We start from the raw sequence: 497 nt of genomic DNA on the forward strand, positions 1-497 counted from the left end.
GCCCCGACCGGGCCGAGCCCGGCGTCGCGGCCGAGCCGTTCATCCTGGTGACCGCCGGCGGCGGCGGCGACGGCGACGGGCTGATCGACTGGGTGATCTCGGCCTACGAGGCCGACCCCGGCATCCCGCTGCCGGCGCTGGTCGCCTTCGGCCCTTTCCTGGCGCCCGAGAGCCGTGCGGCGTTCCTCGGGCGGATCGCGCGGATCGGACGGAACGTCTCGGCGATCACCTTCGACAGCGAGATAGAGTTGTTGATGGAGAAAGCCAGCGGCGTAGTAGCCATGGGCGGCTACAACACGTTCTGCGAGATCCTATCCTTCGACAAGCGCGCGGTGCTGGTGCCGCGCACGACCCCACGTCGGGAGCAGGAAATTCGCGCGACGGCCGCCGAGAGCCTCGGTCTCGCCCGCACCGTGCTGGAGGCGGACGGGCGCGATCCTGCGCGCATGGCGGCTGCGCTCCGCGCCCTCCCCGACCAGGCGCGCCCCTCGCGCGCG

General features: G+C 72.6%; 1 protein-coding gene. It reads left to right on the forward strand.

Going from position 1 to position 497, the window contains the following annotated elements; genetic code table 11:
• The coding region (locus FV222_RS28840) for a glycosyltransferase (protein ID WP_281406955.1) at nt 1-497 on the forward strand (497 nt) is incomplete at both ends.

The sequence above is a fragment of the Methylobacterium sp. WL103 genome (assembly GCF_008039885.1).
GTDB lineage: Bacteria > Pseudomonadota > Alphaproteobacteria > Rhizobiales > Beijerinckiaceae > Methylobacterium > Methylobacterium cerastii.